This window comes from uncultured Mobiluncus sp., assembly GCF_947087965.1.
Lineage (GTDB): Bacteria > Actinomycetota > Actinomycetes > Actinomycetales > Actinomycetaceae > Mobiluncus.
Window position 1 is genome coordinate 255,993 of record NZ_CAMUES010000002.1, and the last position, 18,064, is coordinate 274,056.

Below are 18,064 nucleotides of genomic sequence, written 5' to 3' on the forward strand. Positions count from 1 at the left end.
TTAACGAATCTTCGGGTCAATAGGTGTGACCCTCACCTTTTTCGGTGTCATCACCTAACGAGGAATCGTCCCCCATATTGGAGCCGAAACCAGATTCTTCCGGCTCGGTGTCAGGCGTTGCCGGGGTGGACTCAGACGCTGGGTCTGCCTCCGCTTCCACCGCAGAATCGGAATCGGAGTCGGCGACCGTTCCAAAATTCGGATCCTCAACTTTGGCGATAGCCTTGAGATCCCACAATGTTTCCTCACCGGTCAGATTAGCCAAGGTAATAACTTCCCCACTAACTTCAACGACCTTGCCAAAGAAACCGGAGGTGGTACGCACCCAGGTTCCAGGAGTCATCATCTGTTCCATGCTCTTACGCTGCTCTTCCATCTGAGACAAGCGTTTCTGGCCGGAGCGGCGCATAAAAACAATCATCAACACAAACGCGAGACCGAGTATCACCCACGTAAAAATGGGATTTTGAGAGCTGGTTGCAGCATTTTGAAATGGCAGCACAGATAAACCTTCCTTAAATAGGCGACCGTCCAAGTCTAAAGCCTGCGGGTTAAAAACGGAAAATATACCCTCTAAAACAGGGCATTTTCCGCCGGCGGGGTGACCCCGAGGTGTTCGCAACCCTTCGGAGTAATGGCACGTCCCCGGTTGGTGCGCACCAAAAGGCCCTCTCGAACCAAGAACGGTTCCACGACTTCTTCAATCGTCTCCGGTTCCTCCCCGACCGACACCGCGAGGGTGTGCAGCCCGACCGGCCCGCCGGCAAACCTCTCTATCACCGCCCGCAAAACACTGCGGTCCAAGCGATCCAAGCCGAGTTCATCGACCTCAAAAAGTTCTAGGGCACGGCGAGCCGATTCCAGGTCGCACCGGGGATGGTCGTGGACCAGGGCGAAGTCAATAACCCGGCGCAGCAAGCGATTTGCCACCCGCGGTGTGCCGCGCGACCGACGGGCGATTTCCTCTGCTGCATCCTCGGTAATTTCAGCACCCAACAAACTGGCGGAACGCTTCACGATGAGAGCCAAATCGGGAGGCTGGTAAGGCTCCAGATGGGCGGTAAAACCGAAACGGTCGCGTAGCGGGGCAGGTAGCAAACCCGCCCGGGTCGTGGCTCCGACCAGAGTGAAGGGCGGCAGCGTCAAGGGAATCGAAGTTGCTCCCGGACCTTTGCCCACCACGACGTCGACCCGGAAATCTTCCATCGCCAGGTAGAGCATTTCTTCGGCGGGACGCGCCAACCGGTGAATTTCGTCGATAAACAAGACATCGCCCTCCTGCAGGGAGGACAGTATGGCCGCTAAATCACCAGCGTGACCGATAGCTGGCCCGGAAGTCAGACGCAGCGAGGAGGACATTTCCGCGGCGATAATCATTGCCAGAGTCGTCTTGCCCAGCCCGGGAGGGCCCGCTAACAGAACATGGTCAGCTGCTTCGCCGCGTTCTTTGGCCGCCGAGAGGACCAGTTCCAGCTGAGTTTTAACCGTTTCTTGACCGATGAAATCGCTGAGCGTCTTTGGTCGCAGAGCCGCTTCGGCGGCGCGTTCCGCATCGGGAGCGGAGGAATCAACCAAACGCTGCTCGTAGGAAAAATCTGTATCTTCAGCCACGTTTGCTCCCCAGGTACTTTAAGGCTTCCCGCAGCGCGGTGGGGGCATCACTGGCCTGCACCGCATTGACGGCTTCGGTGGCGAGGGCTTGGTTGTAACCCAGATTGCTCAGTGCTTCCACAACGGTGCTGGCGTTAAACCCAGATGCCGTCCCCGCGGGCGCCACCGCGCCGGGACCGCCACCGAGTTTGTCCCCAATCTCCAGAATCATCCGTTCGGCAGATTTCTTGCCGACTCCGGGAATGCTTTGCAACGTGGTCACGTCATTGTTAGCCACCGCCACAGCCAAAGCTTCGGGACTCAAAACCGACAGGGCGGCCAAACCGAGCTTGGGACCTATGCCCTTAACCTGCATCAGAGTCGCGAAAGTATCGCGTTCCGAGGCGGTAGCAAATCCATAGAGAGTGAGGGAATCTTCGCGGACCACCAGGTAGGTTTGCACTGTGGCGACCGTATCTGGGACCAAAGTGGCCAGAGTGTTGGGGGTAGCAAAAAATTCCAGCCCCAGTCCCCCCACCAGTACCGTGGCACGGTCCAGAGTCTTGGAGACGACTTCCCCTTTAATTATCGAAATCACTGATTGTCCTCGCGGTTGGCAATTCGAACATTTGTACTATAGCGGTTTCTGACGCCGCCGCGGATCCACCGCGCCGGAACGTCGAGTTTTCGCTTCCGCTTCTGCCCACAAGCGTTGGGCGGCGGTCAAGTGGGTTCCGGCCGGAGTTTTCACTTTCCCACTGAGGCTGACACTAAAGTCTCCATCTGAACTGGCGCCGAGAATCCCCGTGCCACGCCAGGCTTGAGTGATGGCGATTGCCAACGCATCTGCCGCATCGGCGGGTTTCGGAGGTTTATCCAGTCGCAGGATTCGCGCCACCATGGCTTGCACCTGCGCTTTCGAGGCGCTCCCGTTGCCACTCACGGCTGCTTTCACCTCCGAGGGAGTGTGCACCGCCACGGGCAGACCTTGACGAGCTGCCTCAACCATCGCGATTCCCATAGCCTGCATGGTGGTAGCCACGGATTGACGATTTTCTTTCGCGAAAGGACGCTCCAAAGCCACAATGTCCGGCTGAAAGCGGTCGATTGCCTCCGCTATGCCCTGCGAAATTTTCAACAGCCGAAACTGGGTGGCAGTGTTCGGGTCGCTGCGCACCACATCGACATACACCAAGGTACACTGCCGGCTCGTGTCAAAGTCAACGACCCCGATACCACACCTGGTGATACCGGGGTCGATGCCCAAAACTCTCATGTAGACGTTTACTCTTCAGCCTCGTATTGCTCAATGACGTCATCGGAAGCATCGCCGTTCATATATACGTTCTGAACGTCGTCGCTGTCGTCAAGAGCATCAAACAGGCGCATGACCTTGCGGTAGGCTTCCAAGTCCAGGTCAACCTTGACCGAGGGAACGAACTGGGATTCAGCCGAATCGTAGTCGATTCCCGCGTCTTGCAAAGCGGTCCGCACTGCCACCAAATCCGTCGGTGCGGTCTCAATGATAAAGAGTTCACCGGCATCTTCTACGTCATCGGCGCCAGCGGCCAGCACCGCGTCAAAAATCTTGTCCTCGTCCAAGCCGTCAACTTTGGCGACCTCAATGACCCCGCGGCGGGCAAACTGGTAGGACACTGAGCCGGAATCAGCCATGTTGCCACCGTTACGGCTAAAGATGGTACGCACTTCAGACACGGCGCGATTCTTATTATCGGTCAGGCACTCCACGATGAAGCCCACACCACTGGGTCCGTAGCCTTCATAAGTGATGGACTGCCAGTCGGCACCGCCGGATTCAGCACCGGAACCGCGCTTCACCGCGCGATCGATGTTATCCGCAGGAACGGAAGATTTCTTGGCTTTCTGAATGGCGTCAAAGAGGGTCGGATTGCCGGCAGGATCGCCGCCGCCGGTACGCGCCGCCACTTCGATGTTCTTAATCAGGCGCGCAAACAGCTTGCCGCGCTTGGCGTCAATGGCAGCCTTCTTATGTTTCGTGGTGGCCCATTTTGAGTGACCCGACATTGGTGTATCTCCTTAAACTTATTGCCTATAACGAAGACATTTTAATAAAACATTCCTCGAATCGTCTAACTGAGGTTACCGCAAATCCGACTCAATTCCCGAACCACAGTCGCGCCGAACCCAAATTTCAGCTCCCCAGCGAACCTTTCTCAGCATTCCACAACATTGACCGCCAGTCCCCCGGTAGCGGTTTCTTTGTATTTCGAGCTCATATCCAAGCCAGTTTCGTACATAGTTTCAATGACTTCGTCAAAGCTGACCCGATGCGTTCCGTCTCCCCACAAGCTCATGCGGGCGGCATTAATGGCTTTGACCGCGGCAATCGCATTGCGTTCGATACAGGGCACCTGCACCAGTCCCCCGATAGGGTCGCAGGTCAAGCCAAGATGATGCTCCATGGCGATTTCAGCTGCGTTCTCAATCTGATGGGGACTACCCCCCAGAGCCGCCGCTAAACCTCCCGCAGCCATCGCCGCCGCGGAACCGACTTCACCTTGGCAGCCGACTTCTGCCCCGGCCACGGAGGCATTCGTTTTAATGATTCCTCCCACGGCACCGGCCACCGTCAGGTAGTCTCGTTGGGCCGGACCGCATTTCGTTTCCACTTCAGGACAAAACCACTGCAAGTAGCGTCCCACCGCGGCTACAATACCCGCCGAGCCGTTCGTGGGGGCTCGCACCACCATTCCACCAGCCGCGTTTTCCTCGTTCACCGACAGTGCCCACAGGTTCACCCAATCCATCGCCCGCATGGGGTCTTGAGCGAAACTACGCCAAATGGCGGGAGTTCCGGGTTTGCCGTCACGAGCCCGCAAGTGGGTGAACAGTCGATGGGCTCGGCGTGGCACGGACAACCCGCCCGGCAGGATGGTCTCCACGTTTGCGCAGCCGTTATCGATGCATTTGTTCATCATCTTGCGCAAATTGTCCAGCCCGTGTCCCAACTCCGCACGGGTCATGCGGCTCAACTCGTTGGCACGCACCAGTTCGCCGAGGGATTTGCCTTCGCTTTGCGCCAGTTGCAAAAGGTCGTCCATAGAGTTGTACGGGTACGGCACGGCAGTTGCGGCGGCACTTTCATCTAGCGAGGTCAACTCTCCGGGTTCCCCAAAATCCGCCTCGTCACGGGTGACGAAACCTCCGCCTATCGAATAGTAGCGTTTCGAAAAGGTAACCTGCGTATCGTCATAGGCCCGAATGACCAAAGAATTCGCGTGGAACGGGGCAATCGTTTGCGGCCGATAAAGCAGGTCCCGCTCAAAGCAAAAAGGCACCGTCAACCCGCCCGGCAAGACTAGTGACCCTTCGGGTGTCACCGCATCTAACAAACGTGCGACCCCACCAGGCTGTACCGTGGCTGGAACGAAACCGGAAAGCCCACATAGCACAGCGCCGTCGCTGAGGTGTCCGCGACCGGTAGCCCCCAGAGAACCCTGGAGCTCAACTTCCAGACGCTGGAAGGGCTGCCCGGAATCAAGCAATAGTGCCACGAAATCAGCCCCGGCTCGCATCGGACCGACGGTGTGCGAAGCGGAGGGGCCGACACCGACTTGGATAACATCAAACACGGAAAGCGAGGACGCGAGCATGAATCCAAATTTTAGCCTGAAAGCCCCCATCGGGATAGCCCCACGCACCTGTAGCACGTTTCCAGGCCAAGCCCACGTTGCCCGTAAATTCAGTACCGTTAAGTTTGCACCAACCTGCAGTCCACCGAAATCGCACATATCCTGGAGTTTTACGGGTAGAATAGGTCCGGGCTGCGAATTTTCCGGTCCTTCCCCATTTTTGTCAAGGAGGCCTCAATGAAGCTCAGCTCCCTCGTTAAAATTTCTTACGCTCTCATTTCACTATTCGCAGTTCTCGCGATTTTCGCGACTGTATTCAGCCAGGTGCAGTTCGGAACCATGCGCGGGGACATCCAAGAAAAGGCTAGTCAGACAGCACAAGCGGCACGGGTTTCTACCGCCTCAGCCAACCTGACGAACTATGTTCAAGAATACGTTGTAACTTTGGACCCCAAGTGGTTGGACATGTACTGGAAAGAAGTCGCGGCTAACAATAAGGCTGATGCCGTCCAACAGCTGGAAAAGCTGGGCGCCCCCGCTTCGGAAACCGATTTGGTTAAGCAGGGCATGGCTAACTCAGATCATTTGGTGGATTTGGAGACTCGCGCCCAGCGGCTAATTATGGATTCACAAGGGATGGACACCAGCGAGATGCCTCCTGCGGTCGCCGAATGGCAGGTCAGCCCGGAAGATGCCGCCCTAGACCCCGACGCGAAACAGGACTTGGCTCGGGAGCTGATTTTTGGGGACCAGTACAACGATGAGGTCGAAAAAATCATGACCCCAATCCAGAAGGGCGTGGATCACATGAACCAGCGTTTGGACAGTAGCGCCCGGGCCTCGGCTACCGGTGCCGGGGTAGCTTTGTGGATTCTTTCTATCGTGGCGATTGCCCTGGTAGTTGCCGTAGTCGTGCTGCTGCTCATGTTTAATCGGACTACTGCCCGCCCGGTGCAGGAATTCCGTCGAATTTTGGAAGCCCACGATGCCAAGGATTTGACGGTGCGGCTGCGTTCCCTGGGTGTTCAGGAAACCCAGCAGTTGGCGCAAACCATCAACACCAAGAATTCCAGCATTGCTGAGTTGATTTCCGTCATCGCAACCAGCGCCCAAAGCCTTGAGAAACACACTTCTCAGATTGAAGACACCACAAACAAGATGAATGCCGAAGCACGGCAAGCAGCCGAAGAAGCCAGCAAGACCGCCGCCAACGCCAATGGGGTTTCCGCCGCTATCTCTACTGTCGCTGCCGCTTCGGAAGAAATGGGTGCTTCTATCCGCGAGATTTCTTCCAATGCCACCAATGCCGCGGAAGTCGCCAATCATGCAATGGAAGTCGCATCTCACACGACAGAAATCATGTCCAAGCTATCCGATTCCTCCCAGCGTATCGGTGAAGTTATTGCTTCGATTACCCAGATTGCAGAACAAACCAACCTGCTGGCTCTCAACGCCACTATCGAAGCCGCCCGCGCCGGGGACGCCGGCAAGGGATTCGCGGTCGTTGCTGGGGAAGTGAAAGACCTCGCTTCTCAGACCGGCACCGCGACTTCAGATATTTCCGCCCGGGTGCTGTCCATCCAGGAAGATACCGCGAACGCGGAGCAAGCCCTGCAACAGATTACGGAAGTCATTAGCAAAATCAACGAATCTCAAACGGTCATCGCGGCGGCGGTCGAGGAACAGACCGCGACCGTGAACGAAATTTCTCACTCCGTACAGAGCGCTGCCGAGGGCTCGGCCGGAATTGCCTCAGATATTGAGATGATAGCCGGGGCCGCCACGAGTAACTCTGAGGAACTGGAGAAAGTCTCGGAAACGATGCAAACCGTGTTGAGCATCTCTACCGACTTGGCTGAATCCGTGTCCGGGTTCAAGGTGGATAACCCCCCAGCTGCCACGTCTGACGAATCGCCTACCGAGCAATAACTTCGGTCGAATAAATGCTTTTGGTGCCTGGTCTTTGACCAGGCACCAAACGTTTAACCGGCGCAGTGGGGTTTCCCCACGGTCCCTTCGCTAATCTCCGGGCACGTCCCGTCCCAGCCTCGCACCCAGCCGCGAGCTAGGGAAACCAAATCCAACGGGTAAACCACCGCCCCGTCATCTATTTCATGCTGTAAAGCATCGAGGTCCCACCATTTCAGTTCATCTAAAACTTCTCGTTCGACCTCAGTAAATCCATCACGCACAAACACGGTCGCCCCGGGAAGCCTGGTGAAATAGAAAAGTTCGTCCTGACGGCAGGTGAGTGCGTGAAAATCGAAGGTAGCGTGCCGGCGCAGCACCGGCCCAACCAGCTCATCCGGATTCAGGCGGTAGCCGGTTTCTTCAAAGAACTCCCGCACGGCCCCGTCTCTAGGGTCCTCCCCCACCTCCAGTCCGCCCCCGACGGTAAACCACCACCAGTGCTCAAAGTCTGAAAAGTCGTGCCCGCGCAGCAACAGCAGCTCATCGTGGCTGTTGAAAGCCACAACTCGGGCTGCCTGACGATGGTAATAGCCAGCCTCGTCCCGAGGCCATTCCCGCCGGAAATAGTCGTCAATAGAGGCTTCGGTATCGTTGTCAGGTCCAGCGACCGGCTCAGTTGCGTGGTGTCCGTGTGAGTGCAAAACCTCGTCCATGACCTGTTCCCTCGCCTTTCGGCATCGTCTCAGTTGGCTTGAGTTTTCACAAGGTCCAGGAAGTAGCGGTGTACGCGCAGGTCGTCGGTGACTTCGGGGTGGAACGAGGTCGCCAGCAGCGGGCCTTGGCGCACTGCCACCACTCGCGGAACCGACTGCGGGGTCTGCTGCCAGGTCGACAGTACTTCCACCCCCGCTCCTACCGATTCCACCCAGGGGGCGCGAATGAATACAGCTGGGAGGGGTTGGTCGCCACCAAAAGAACCGGGGTCGACGAAGCTTTGCGCCGAATCGACTTGCCGGCCAAACGCGTTGCGCCGCACGACCACGTCCAATCCGCCCAGAGTTTCTTGGCCGTCTATCCCGTCAACGATGTGGTCAGCCAGCATAATCATGCCCGCGCAGCTGCCATAAATGGCTTTTCCGCTGTGGACAAAGGCTTTCAACGGGTCGAACAGGTCGAAAGCGCGCGCTAGCTTGTACATGGTGGTCGATTCCCCGCCGGGAATAATCAAACCGTCCAAATCCTGCAGGTGGGAAGGAATTTTCACCTCCACCGGCAGGGCTCCCAGCGTGCGCAAAGCCCGCGCGTGTTCAACCACCGAACCTTGCAGAGCGAGGACGCCCACCCGCCATTGATTTTGCTCCAAAGTCATCCTTTTCTCTGGTGTCTCCACCAAACTCAGCAATACCGCGGATTACCAGCCGCGCTGAGCCAAGCGCGCGTCATCGGGAATGTCGTGAACATTGATGCCGACCATAGCTTCACCCAAAGAACGGGACACCTCAGCAACGACTTCCGGTTCGTTATAGCGAGCCGTGGCCTTCACGATTGCCGCCGCGCGCTTCGCCGGATCGCCCGACTTAAAGATGCCAGAACCCACGAACACACCTTCAGAACCCAGCTGCATCATCAACGCCGCGTCAGCCGGAGTGGCAATACCGCCCGCGGTAAACAGCACGACCGGCAGCTTCCCGGTTTCCGCAACCTCTTTGACCAGCGGATAGGGAGCCTGCAATTCCTTAGCGGCATCAAACAGTTCATCGGGACGCATGGTGGTCAACCGGTTGATTTGCGAAGTCATGGTGCGCATATGGGTCACCGCGTTGGACACGTCCCCGGTACCAGCTTCACCCTTGGAACGAATCATGGCAGCGCCCTCGCTGATACGGCGCAAAGCCTCACCGAGGTTAGTGGCTCCGCACACAAAAGGCACGGTGAAATCCCACTTGTTGATGTGATGTTTGTAGTCAGCCGGGGTCAAAACTTCGGACTCATCGATGTAGTCCACCCCCAGGCTCTGCAACACCTGAGCTTCCGCAAAGTGACCAATCCGGGCTTTGGCCATCACGGGAATAGACACCGCGTTGATGATGCCGTCAATCAAATCCGGGTCGCTCATGCGCGCGACGCCACCCTCGGCTCGAATATCCGCCGGCACACGCTCCAAAGCCATCACCGCCACGGCACCGGCATCTTGGGCAATCTTGGCCTGCTCCGCGTTAACGACGTCCATAATGACACCGCCCTTGAGCATCTGGGCCATGCCCCGTTTCACCAAATCAGTCCCGGTTCCTTGCGCCAGTTGATCAGACATTTTGCCTTCTTTCCTTGTTCAAATTCAGGTTACGATTTCTCAGTCGTCCCCATTTTAGCGATTACTGCACGATATCGGCGAAACCGGCCGACACCACTTGTGCCAAATCCTGAGGATTGACCACAATTTGCCGGCCACGCAACCCTGCCGAAACATAGAACTTATCTTGCAATACGGCGGTTTCCTCGATGACGGTGGGGAACAATTTTTTCATCCCCAACGGGGAGCAACCCCCGCGAATATACCCCGTCACGTCCCGCAGCGTCCGCCAGTTGATGAGCTGGACATGTTTCACGCCGAAATGCGCGGCGGTCTTTTTCAAATCCAGCTCAGCATCGGCGGGAACAACCGCTACATAGTGTCCGCCCTGCCCGTCCTCCAACACCAGGGTCTTGTAGATGAGTTCGGCGGATATCCCCAAGACTTCGGCGGTGTGCAGCGCACCGATGTCACCGTCCGTGGGGTAGCTCGAGGTCTCATAAGCTATCCCGGCGCTGTCCAGCAGTCGCATCGCGTTAGTCTTAGTGGTTTTCATCGTAATTGAGCTGCAGTTTCTCAAGTCCCGTACCGAGAGGTTTTCAGATTTCGCGCGACTGCCAGTCTCCGAACGCCTCAGCCAGAATCTGGCGGGTCTGGCCCAACAACTCCGGGACAGCTTTCGTGCGCGCTACGATGGGGAAAAAATTCGCGTCCCCCGCCCAGCGCGGCACGATGTGTTGATGCAGGTGACCCGCGATTCCGGCACCCGCGACCGTGCCTTGGTTCATTCCCAGGTTAAAGCCTTGCGGCGCTTTGACCTGGCGAATGACCTCCATAGTATGCGCGGTCAGCTCGCCGAATTCGATACGCTCAGCAAAGTCCAAATCGGTGTAGTCAGGAACGTGCCGATAAGGCAAGACCAAAATATGACCGGGATTGTAGGGAAACAGGTTCATCACCACAAAGCAAGTCTTGCCCCGATACACAATCAAGTTCTGTTCGTCATCACCTTTCGGGCCCTCGCAAAACGGGCACGCTTGTACATCACGATGCGGCCCATCGTCGATGTACACCATTCGGTGCGGCGTCCACAGGCGCTCCAGTCCGTCAGTTTGCGCACCGAAGTTCTCGCTTGATTCCGCGGGTAATTCAGTCATATTAATCGTTCCTGCGGTTGCGGATGGCCTCCAGGATTTCCGCTATTGCCTGGTCAATCGGGACACCGTTCTTTTGCTCCCCGCCGCGGTACCGGAAGGACACCGCGTTCGCCTGTGCGTCCTCGCCACCGGCAATGAGGGTGAAAGGAATCTTGTCCTTGGCGGCATTGCGAATCTTCTTGCCGAAACGGTCATCTGTCGTGTCGACCTCGACCCGCACACTTTCCGCCCGCAACCGGTCCGCAATGTGCTCACAGTAATCATTGAATGCCTCTGCTACCGGCACCAAACGCACCTGCACCGGCGCCAGCCAAGCCGGGAACGCTCCGGCGTAGTGCTCGGTCAGCACCCCAAAGAAACGTTCGATAGAACCGAATAGGGCACGGTGAATCATGACGGGACGCTGCCGGGTGCCATCCGCCGCGGTGTATTCCAAATCGAAACGTTCAGGCAGGTTGAAGTCCAGCTGAATAGTCGACATCTGCCAGGTCCGCCCAATCGCATCGCGGGCTTGCACGGAAATCTTGGGACCGTAGAACGCCGCTCCCTCAGGATCTGGCACCAACTCTAAGCCCGAGGCTGTGGCGACTTCGGCCAGTGTATTGGTCGCTTCCTCCCAGATCTCGTCCGTACCCACGAACTTGTGCGGATCCTTCGTAGAAAGTTCGAGATAAAAGTCATCCAAACCGTAGTCTTTGAGCAAATCCAGCACGAAGTTCAACAGTTTCGTCAACTCGTCTTTCATCTGTTCACGCGTGCAATAGATGTGGCTGTCGTCCTGGGTAAAGCCGCGTCCGCGGGTGAGGCCGTGAACCACACCGGATTTCTCGTAACGGTAAACGGTCCCGAATTCGAACAATCGCAGCGGTAGCTCCCGGTAGGAACGCGAGCGGGATTTATAGATGAGGTTATGCATGGGGCAGTTCATGGGCTTCAAGTAATAGTCGAAGCCTTCCTTCGTAACGTTGCCGTGGTCGTCGCATTCCTCGTCCACGCGCATGGGCGGGAACATGCCGTCTTTGTACCATTCCAAGTGCCCTGACGTTTCAAACAGCTGACCCTTAGTGACGTGCGGAGTGTAGACGAAAGAGTACCCCTCCTCCAGGTGGCGACGCCGAGAATAGTTTTCCATCTCCATGCGCACCATCGCCCCCTTAGGGTGGAACACGGCCAAACCGGAACCGATTTCCTCCGGGAAACTGAACAGGTCGAGCTCATTGCCCAACCGGCGGTGGTCACGTTTGGCGGCCTCCTCCATGCGGGTCACGTACTCTTTCAGGTCGTCTTTGGTCGCCCAAGCGGTGCCATAGATACGTTGCAGAGAGTCGTTGGCCTGGTCGGCACGCCAGTACGCGGCCGACACCTTCATCAGCTTAAACACGCCGTTCAACAGACGAGTCGAAGGTACGTGCGGGCCGCGGCACAAGTCCTTCCAGGCGACCTCACCGTTCTTGCGCACGTTGTCGTAAATCGTTAGTTCGCTACCACCGACTTCCACCGAAGCCCCGGCAGCAGCCTGGTCATTGTCGGCATCCGCTCCTTTCAAGCCAATCAATTCCAGCTTGTAGGGCTGGTCGGCGAGTTCCTGGCGGCCTTCCTCTTCGGTGACGACCCGGCGCACAAACTTTTGGTCTTCTTTGCAGATTTGCGCCATGTATTTTTCAATGGCTTTCAAGTCCTCCGGAGTGAAAGGTTCGTCAACGCCGAAATCGTAGTAAAAGCCGTTTTCGATGAAAGGTCCGATACCGTACTTTACGTTCGGGCGCACTTGCTTGACCGCCTGAGCCATCACGTGAGTGCAGGAGTGGCGCAAAATGTTCAAGCCCATCTCAGAATCAATAGTGATGGCTTCGACTGTGTCCCCATCGTGAAGTTCGCGATACAGGTCGCGAGCCTGACCGTTGATGAAGTAAGCAATGACTTCTTTGCGATCCCGGTACAGGTCCTCGCCGGTGATGGTGGATTGAATCTGGGTTGCTTTCCCGTCAATAGTGACGTTAATCTCGGACACTTTGCGCCTTTCTCAGTCTTGGTTTACTAAACAATCTTATACGCGACGCAATTAAACGGAAAAAGTTTTAGCTCCAGTCCTCTAACGACACGACCGGAGAAAGACACAAAATTCGGGAAAAAATCTACTCAAAATTGAACGTAGCCCACACCGCAGTGCCAGCAATTTTGCTACGCAAAATTGCGCGCCACTTCCTTGGCCTCGGATAAAGCCGCCAGCGGGTCCCCCGCTGACGTGTTTTGGTTTTATGGACCTTTGCAAGCAAGCTTGCCCGGTCCATCAAACCAAAACACGCAGGTCGCGGCTTTATCCTCGACCTGCGTCGTGGTGGGCGATACAGGACTCGAACCTGCGACCTCTTCCGTGTCAAGGAAACGCGCTAACCAGCTGCGCCAACCGCCCGTCGAAGTGGGTACCGGATTCGAACCGGTGTATACGGCTTTGCAGGCCGCTGCCTAGCCACTCGGCCAACCCACCAATGTGGTTTTGAGTATTTTACTCTACAAAAGGAACTCGAACCCGGTACACATCACGAACCCGGCACGAGCCCTCAGACAGCCAATTTTTGAGGGGAACCGAACCGAGGCTCGATTCCCCCAAAAACCGAGCGGATGACGGGACTCGAACCCGCGACCCTCACCTTGGCAAGGTGATGCTCTACCAACTGAGCCACATCCGCGACAAGCCGGAAAAATCCAACCCCAGTATCTTACACATAAGTGAGCGGGGGTTGCAAATACTCGACACACCGAAATTGCCCAACGGAGAAAATGCGAGAATCGGAGCTTAGCAAAATCCTGTGGTACCGCCGTTTACTAGCCGCATGTTCACATGTTTGACCCGCTTGTCCAAACGGGACCGATGGCGAATCTGGCTAACCAGCTGACGCACGGCTTCCGTGCCAATCTTTCGGTAAGGAACTTCGAGGGTGGTAGTTCTGGGCTGGTGCAGCCGTCCAATAAAAGCATCGCCGATAGCTACAACGGAAACATCGTGCGGCACCGAGACTCCCAGAGATTCATCTAACTCCTCCATAAAACCGATGGCGGAGAGGGCTCCACAAAAGACCGCGGCACTGTCCAGATGCTTACGCCAAGCCGACACCGCACGATGCCCTGATTCCAGGCTATCCCCGACGTTTCCCACCGTATGCAGAACTAAACCGTCCCGTTCGCACCCAGACCGCAAAGCCTGCAAAATACTCCGGCTCAGCCAACTATCTTTGGCGTAAAAGTAAGTTATGGATTGATGCCGCAACGACGTCAGATGCGTCAGCAAGGCTGCAACCCCCTGTTCCGTATCCGGCACGACGCAAGTCGCTTCGTCCATCAAGCAGTTCGTCACCACTAGAGGCTCGGTATTGGGGATTTCCAGGCGCATACGTCCGGGAATCTGGGGATTATCAATAATCAACCCATCGACGTTATTGAACTCCCGTTTAACGGTCTGCAGGACTCGCGTAGAAACAGCGGGATACAAAACCGGTAAGTACTGCTCCAGAATCAATTTGTCCTGTATCGCAGCCAACATTTGGTACTCTTGGAGACGAATCGTGACCCCGATTTTTTGGGTCAATACGTGTGTTCGTCGCCAATAATTTTCCGGTCGTTCATAGCCCAAATCGTTCGCAACTTGGCGCACCAAGGCTTCCGTCTCAGCATTTATACGCCCCGGACGGTTCAAGGCCCGCGAAGCGGTAGAGGTCGCCACATGTGCCACCTTTGCCACATCATCCAAAGTCACACGCCTTTTGACGGCAACAGCAGAATCTGAAACCTCATACATGTCAGAATTCTAAACGTACCCTGTAGGATTTCTGAAAATTATCTGGGCATTTGTCTTAACATATACGGTTTGCTAATTTGAACCTAGACCGGCTTTGGCTAAAACTCGGGGATACAGCCCAGCGCTTTTTCTCAGGTTCGCAATAGTGTTCCCGAAACGCACCGAATCGAAGGAAACTGCCATTGCGCCGCAGTACACCGAGGTTTTGCGTTCAGAGCTGCCTAAGGCTAAACTTGATAAGCCTTGGGCCATTAGCGCAGCGGTAGCGCGCTTCCTTCACACGGAAGAGGTCACTGGTTCGATCCCAGTATGGCCCACCAAACTTGTTTTTTGCGCGCTTAAAACGGCGCGAGCCGGGTAGGCTAGTGTCGTGGCCGCCAAAAAGATTTCTGTCGATACAGTACTTGAACTGTTTCGTGAGTTACCCGCTTCCTCAAAAGTTTCCGCCCTCGCCGCACTGGGAACGTCATCATCCCTGGTCTGGGCAGGCACCGCCGCTGCGGGGATGTGGAAAGTCCATCAAGAGGTTTCCAGTCACCGTTGGTTCTGGGAGGACCACGTCATCTCCGGGCTGGCAAAGCTGGACGAACTGGGGATGCTGGCAAATCCAGAACTCTATACCCCCGGCTTCGAGATGTTTTCTAACGGTGCGCAACGTTATATGCATCGCAGCGACTGGTACTCCAACAAGCCGATTTTTCCACAAACCGGTCAAAATCTGCATCGACCCTCGAAAATTAAGAACGCCCCTCCCCTGATTTACGTCGCTCTCGGTGATTCTGCCGCACAAGGGGTGGGGTGTGAGGACGTGCAGGACTCTTACGTAGCACTGTTTGCCTCCTATCTGCGACGGGCCACGCAGCGACGGGTTATCGTGCTGAATTTTTCCATCTCCGGAGCCATCGCCTCGACCGTAGTCAACACGCAAATTCCGCAGCTGCTGGCCACGGGCTTAACGCCGGACATCATCACCCTGGACATAGGCGGCAACGATGTGTTTGCCTCTGAAGGGCAAAGCACCGAAGATTTCCAGCAACAGATGGAAATTATCCTGAAATGCCTGCCTGCTCGCGCTTTTATTGCTGAAGTTCCCCCCGCAAAACCCCTCCCCGCAGATAAACGCGCCATCGAAATGAATGACATCGTTATCAACTCCGTTTCTCAGTCGAACCACATTTTGGTCCCCATGCGCCACTTAGGAGATGTGCCGCTGTGGAGAACTCTCATGATTCGAGCCGAGGACGGTTTCCACCCCAACACCGACACCTATCGCCAGATTGCTGCCGAATTCGTGCGCATGGCCGAACCGCTACTGCAGGAACGCGGCTGGTGGCAAGCCTCGACTGCCGACATAGTTCCCCCGCTGCCTGACGAAACGGAGGCCAGTCGTTCCAACCCATTAAGCGGACTTCTGAAACTCAATTCCACCGAAAAAGACGACGTCCCGCCCGGCGAGGAACAGCCCTGATAACCCACATTCAGCACACCACGCTGGAGTATGAGATATTTGGAATATGGAAATTTGGCCAGGAAAACCTTATCCGCTGGGGGCAACTTATGATGGGAGCGGAACAAACTTTGCACTTTTTTCAGCCAACGCTGAAAAAGTGGAACTCTGTTTAGTAGAGGACGACGGACGGGAAACTGAACGTTTCTCTTTGGAAGAAGTCGATGCCCACGTGTGGCACGGCTACATCCCGAATCTCCGTCCCGGGCAACACTACGGATACCGGGTCCACGGCCCCTATAACCCCACCAATGGGCAGCGCTTCAATCCGAGCAAACTGTTGCTGGACCCTTATGCCAAAGCCATCGCCGGTGACTTAGACGGCGACATGTCCATTTTTGCCTATCCGGCCGGGAATCCGGATGGCTATTCCGAGGCGGATTCGGCCGCGCACACAATGCATTCAGTCGTCATCAACCCCTTCTTTGATTGGGGCAACGACCGTCATCCCCGCTTGGACTACCCGGACCTGGTTATTTATGAAACCCACGTCAAGGGGATGACCATGTTGAACCCTGCCATTCCCGAAGCGCTGCGGGGCACTTACGCAGGAATGGGACATCCGAACAACATTTCCTATCTGAAACACTTGGGCGTCAACGCCGTGGAGCTCATGCCGGTGCACCAATTCGTCACCGATCCTTCCCTGGAGGCAAAAGGCCTGAAAAACTATTGGGGTTACAACACTATCGGCTACTTTGCCCCGCATAATGGCTACTGTTCGGATCGTCGCGGCGACCGCCAGGTCGAGGAATTTAAGCAAATGGTCAAAGACCTGCATTCAGCCGGTATCGAAGTCATCCTCGACGTCGTCTACAACCACACCGCTGAGGGCAACCAGATGGGACCGACACTGTCTTTCCGAGGCTTGGACAACGAAGTGTACTACCGCCTGGTGGAAGGCGACCGGGAACACTATTTCGACACGACCGGAACTGGCAATTCCCTGCTGATGCGCTCCCCTGCGGTGCTGCAGCTGATCATGGATTCGCTGCGCTATTGGATTACCGAAATGCACGTAGATGGTTTCCGGTTCGACCTCGCGTCAACCCTGGCCCGGGAACTCAGCTCGGTTGACAAACTTTCGGCATTCTTTGACATCATCCACCAAGATCCGATTATTTCCCAGGTCAAGCTCATTGCCGAACCTTGGGACGTCGGCGAAGGCGGCTACAACGTGGGCGGTTTCCCGATTTTGTGGTCGGAATGGAACGGGAAGTATCGCGATACGGTGCGGGACTACTGGCGTGGCGAGCCCGCCAAACTGGGCGAATTCGCGTCCCGGTTCAGCGGTTCGGCAGACCTCTATGCCCACACCGGACGCCTGCCGGTGGCCTCCATTAACTTTGTGACCGCTCACGACGGATTTACCCTGCTTGACCTGGTCTCCTATAACGATAAACACAATGAAGCCAATGGTGAAGGCGGAGTTGACGGAGACAACAACAACAAATCTTGGAATCACGGGGAAGAAGGTCCGACCCGCGACGAGTCCATTAATGAGCTACGCCGCCGCCAACGTTTCAACTTCCTCACCACCCTGCTGCTGTCCCAAGGGGTTCCCATGATTTCTCACGGAGACGAGTTGGGGCGCACCCAGGGCGGTAACAACAACGGATATTGCCAAGATAATGACACCACCTGGATTCATTGGAACGAAGACGCGCGTGACCAAAAGATGTTCGACTTTACCCGAGCTCTGATTCACCTGCGCAACGAGCACCCGGTGTTTCGCCGGCGCCGGTTCCTGGCTGGGGACGCAGCCCGCGGCGGAGAATCGGATCGTGGCGACATCGAGTGGTTTAGCGTCAACGGCGAACATATGACCGATGAAGAATGGACGACCGCTTACGCTAAAGCCCTAACCATTTCCCTAAACGGGGCTTCTATTGACGAGCCGGGCAAACGCGGTGAGCGCGTGGAAGATGATGATTTTATCCTCATGTTCAACGCCTCCGAAAAAGACTTGGAGTTCACTATGCCCCAGTGGGCTCATGATTTGCAGTGGTATCGGGTCATCGACACGACCGCGGAACAGCCGATTGAGACGGATTTCATACGGGCCGACCTCTTAGGTTCCCCCGAGACCGTTACGGTGTGTTCGCGTTCCATTGTGGTTTTGGCCTCTCCCTTGGCCGACCGTTCTCTCTAGATTTGAGGCGTCGGGCAGCCCGAAAAGGTATTTCGGGTTTGCAGGGC

At 56.1% G+C, this 18,064-nt stretch carries 16 protein-coding genes and 4 tRNA genes; 4 read left to right on the forward strand and 16 right to left on the reverse strand.

The genetic code is table 11. The features are described 5' to 3' along the window. Positions 1-16: 16 nt before the first annotated feature. The 6 genes from Q0V70_RS03150 to Q0V70_RS03175 all read right to left on the reverse strand — a co-directional run bounded on the left by Q0V70_RS03150 (position 17) and on the right by Q0V70_RS03175 (position 5,363). Positions 17-502: a preprotein translocase subunit YajC gene (locus Q0V70_RS03150; protein ID WP_297588286.1), complete on the reverse strand. Its 486-nt coding sequence runs from the start codon at positions 500-502 to the stop codon at positions 17-19. A 71-nt stretch (positions 503-573) separates the two neighbouring features. Next, positions 574-1,611 (reverse strand): Holliday junction branch migration DNA helicase RuvB, encoded by a 1,038-nt coding sequence (ruvB, locus tag Q0V70_RS03155; RefSeq protein ID WP_282921636.1) that lies wholly within the window; start codon positions 1,609-1,611, stop codon positions 574-576. Then, on the reverse strand, positions 1,604-2,188 hold the full coding sequence (gene ruvA / locus Q0V70_RS03160) for a Holliday junction branch migration protein RuvA (protein WP_297588289.1): 585 nt from the start codon (positions 2,186-2,188) through the stop codon (positions 1,604-1,606). Before ruvA ends, ruvB begins: the two co-directional genes overlap by 8 nt. Positions 2,189-2,224: 36 nt before the next feature. After that, positions 2,225-2,866, reverse strand: a complete 642-nt coding sequence (ruvC, locus tag Q0V70_RS03165; protein ID WP_297588292.1) for a crossover junction endodeoxyribonuclease RuvC — start codon at positions 2,864-2,866, stop codon at positions 2,225-2,227. An 8-nt stretch (positions 2,867-2,874) separates the two neighbouring features. Beyond that, on the reverse strand, positions 2,875-3,636 hold the full coding sequence (locus Q0V70_RS03170; protein WP_297588295.1) for a YebC/PmpR family DNA-binding transcriptional regulator: 762 nt from the start codon (positions 3,634-3,636) through the stop codon (positions 2,875-2,877). A gap of 149 nt (positions 3,637-3,785) precedes the next feature. Then, complete coding sequence (locus tag Q0V70_RS03175; RefSeq protein ID WP_297588298.1) at positions 3,786-5,363, reverse strand: L-serine ammonia-lyase; 1,578 nt, start codon at positions 5,361-5,363, stop codon at positions 3,786-3,788. 78 nt (positions 5,364-5,441) lie between these two features. On the opposite strand from Q0V70_RS03175, the gene Q0V70_RS03180 reads away from it, so the two are divergent. Continuing rightward, on the forward strand, positions 5,442-7,133 hold the full coding sequence (locus Q0V70_RS03180) for a methyl-accepting chemotaxis protein (RefSeq protein WP_297588300.1): 1,692 nt from the start codon (positions 5,442-5,444) through the stop codon (positions 7,131-7,133). Positions 7,134-7,186: 53 nt separating this feature from the next. On the opposite strand, the gene Q0V70_RS03185 is transcribed toward Q0V70_RS03180, so the two are convergent. The 10 genes from Q0V70_RS03185 to Q0V70_RS03230 all read right to left on the reverse strand — a co-directional run bounded on the left by Q0V70_RS03185 (position 7,187) and on the right by Q0V70_RS03230 (position 14,358). Then, the gene (locus tag Q0V70_RS03185; protein WP_297588303.1) at positions 7,187-7,828 is read right to left on the reverse strand and encodes an NUDIX hydrolase; all 642 of its coding nucleotides are present in this window, start codon (positions 7,826-7,828) and stop codon (positions 7,187-7,189) included. A 29-nt stretch (positions 7,829-7,857) separates the two neighbouring features. Continuing rightward, positions 7,858-8,484: a pyridoxal 5'-phosphate synthase glutaminase subunit PdxT gene (pdxT, locus tag Q0V70_RS03190; protein WP_297588306.1), complete on the reverse strand. Its 627-nt coding sequence runs from the start codon at positions 8,482-8,484 to the stop codon at positions 7,858-7,860. A gap of 42 nt (positions 8,485-8,526) precedes the next feature. Next, the gene (gene pdxS / locus Q0V70_RS03195) at positions 8,527-9,426 is read right to left on the reverse strand and encodes a pyridoxal 5'-phosphate synthase lyase subunit PdxS (protein WP_282921644.1); all 900 of its coding nucleotides are present in this window, start codon (positions 9,424-9,426) and stop codon (positions 8,527-8,529) included. A gap of 61 nt (positions 9,427-9,487) precedes the next feature. Next, positions 9,488-9,961 carry a Cys-tRNA(Pro) deacylase gene (gene ybaK, locus Q0V70_RS03200; protein WP_297588308.1) on the reverse strand — a complete coding sequence of 158 codons (474 nt, stop codon included), beginning with the start codon at positions 9,959-9,961 and terminating at the stop codon, positions 9,488-9,490. A gap of 43 nt (positions 9,962-10,004) precedes the next feature. Continuing rightward, the gene (locus Q0V70_RS03205; RefSeq protein ID WP_297588310.1) at positions 10,005-10,562 is read right to left on the reverse strand and encodes an HIT domain-containing protein; all 558 of its coding nucleotides are present in this window, start codon (positions 10,560-10,562) and stop codon (positions 10,005-10,007) included. A gap of 1 nt (position 10,563) precedes the next feature. Continuing rightward, a complete protein-coding gene (thrS, locus tag Q0V70_RS03210) occupies positions 10,564-12,573 on the reverse strand; it encodes a threonine--tRNA ligase (RefSeq protein WP_297588311.1) in 2,010 nt (669 codons plus the stop codon). 325 nt (positions 12,574-12,898) lie between these two features. Beyond that, positions 12,899-12,975: transfer RNA gene (locus tag Q0V70_RS03215), tRNA-Val, on the reverse strand. A gap of 4 nt (positions 12,976-12,979) precedes the next feature. Further along, positions 12,980-13,050, reverse strand: a tRNA-Cys gene (locus tag Q0V70_RS03220). Between the two features lie 129 nt (positions 13,051-13,179). After that, a tRNA-Gly gene (locus Q0V70_RS03225) sits at positions 13,180-13,252 on the reverse strand. A 107-nt stretch (positions 13,253-13,359) separates the two neighbouring features. Further along, entirely contained in the window at positions 13,360-14,358 is a 999-nt protein-coding gene (locus tag Q0V70_RS03230) for a LacI family DNA-binding transcriptional regulator (protein WP_297588312.1), read from the reverse strand. A 245-nt stretch (positions 14,359-14,603) separates the two neighbouring features. Here Q0V70_RS03230 and Q0V70_RS03235 point away from each other — a divergent pair. The 3 genes from Q0V70_RS03235 to glgX all read left to right on the forward strand — a co-directional run bounded on the left by Q0V70_RS03235 (position 14,604) and on the right by glgX (position 18,017). Continuing rightward, positions 14,604-14,678 (forward strand) — tRNA-Val (locus tag Q0V70_RS03235). A 50-nt stretch (positions 14,679-14,728) separates the two neighbouring features. Next, positions 14,729-15,826, forward strand: a complete 1,098-nt coding sequence (locus Q0V70_RS03240) for an SGNH/GDSL hydrolase family protein (protein ID WP_297588314.1) — start codon at positions 14,729-14,731, stop codon at positions 15,824-15,826. A gap of 46 nt (positions 15,827-15,872) precedes the next feature. Then, on the forward strand, positions 15,873-18,017 hold the full coding sequence (gene glgX / locus Q0V70_RS03245; protein ID WP_297588315.1) for a glycogen debranching protein GlgX: 2,145 nt from the start codon (positions 15,873-15,875) through the stop codon (positions 18,015-18,017). The last annotated feature ends 47 nt before the right edge of the window (positions 18,018-18,064 follow it).